At 62.7% G+C, this 1,202-nt stretch carries 1 protein-coding gene; it reads left to right on the top strand.

The features are described 5' to 3' along the window. Positions 1 to 63: 63 nt before the first annotated feature. The gene (locus NKI29_RS33340; RefSeq protein ID WP_352724514.1) at positions 64 to 1,050 is read left to right on the top strand and encodes an IS5 family transposase; all 987 of its coding nucleotides are present in this window, start codon (positions 64 to 66) and stop codon (positions 1,048 to 1,050) included. Positions 1,051 to 1,202: the final 152 nt, after the last annotated feature.

Below are 1,202 nucleotides of genomic sequence, written 5' to 3'. Positions count from 1 at the left end.
GAGACCTTTGCACAGAAGCCGATCGGTGATTCTGTGATGATGGTCGAAGCAGGGAGATTCGGGATGGCGGATCGTGTTCTGGGTCAGTTGAGTCTGGCGGACGGGCTGGCGGCGTCGGACGAGACGATTTTCGACCTGGTATCGAAGGAACTGGACTGGGCACCGATCCGAACATTGCTGGGTCAGCGCAGCGGTCCCGGCTCGGGCAACACCAGCTACCCGGCGGAGGCGCTGGTGCGCTGTCTTTTGCTGGGCGTGTGGCACGGGCTGAGCGATCCGGCATTGGAGGCTCAGATCCGTGACCGGCTGTCGTTTCGCCGCTTTGCCGGCTTCAGCCTTTCGGACCGTACGCCCGATCATTCGACACTGTGGCGCTTCCGCGAGGAACTGACGCGCGAGCGGCTGATCGACAAGGTGTTTGAGGAGATCAACCGCCAGCTGGAGACGAAGGGGCTGATCATCAAGCGCGGCACCTTAGTCGATGCGACGTTCCTGCAGGCCCGTGGGCGGCCGCCCAAGCAGCCGAAGAAGGGCCACCAGGGCCCGGCCAAGCCGTCGGCCGACAAGGACGCGCGCTGGGGCAAGAAGGGCAACAAGAGCACCTTCGGCTACAAGATGCACATCGGCGCCGACCAGGAGCACACCATGATCCGGCGTGTCGAGGTAAGCGACGCCTCGATCACCGACACCGAGGCGGCCGACAATCTGGTTTGCGGCGATGAGAAGGCGGCCTATGGCGATCAGGCCTACTACACCCATGCCAGGCATGATCGGCTGGCCAAGGCCGGGATCAAGGACCGGCTGATGCGGCGGCCCAACAAGCATCATCCCGAGTTGCCGGCGCGCCAGAAGCTGCGTAACCGGTTGATCGCCAAGGTGCGGGCGGCTGTGGAGCGGCCTTTTGCTGTGTTCAAGGAGCGCTACGGCATGCGGCGCCTGCGCTTCTTCAACCTCGCCGCCAACCGCACGCAATGCATACTAGCCGCCTGCGCCTACAATCTGCGGACCATGGTCGGCGCCCTCTATCCACCTGGCGGAAAGCCGGCATGAGGAGGAGTCTGTCTAAAATCGGCCTAAAATCGGCGGATCGGCCGGTCATGCCGTTCGATGCCATGCCAAGCCGTCGAAAACTGCTTTCCCGGCTTTCAAAAAAGCCCCATTAACTCACCAACCAGGATTTCGCTTCCCCGTGCAAAGGTCTC

Source organism: Mesorhizobium sp. M0678 (genome assembly GCF_040320505.1).
In the GTDB taxonomy this organism is placed as follows: Bacteria; Pseudomonadota; Alphaproteobacteria; order Rhizobiales; family Rhizobiaceae; genus Mesorhizobium.
This window is presented reverse-complemented; position numbering and strand designations above follow the sequence as displayed.

Excerpts from the sequence above, each read along its gene's own strand:
- NKI29_RS33340 (WP_352724514.1), top strand. The coding sequence starts at position 64 with ATGGCGGATCGTGTTCTGGGTCAGTTGAGTCTGGCGGACGGGCTGGCG.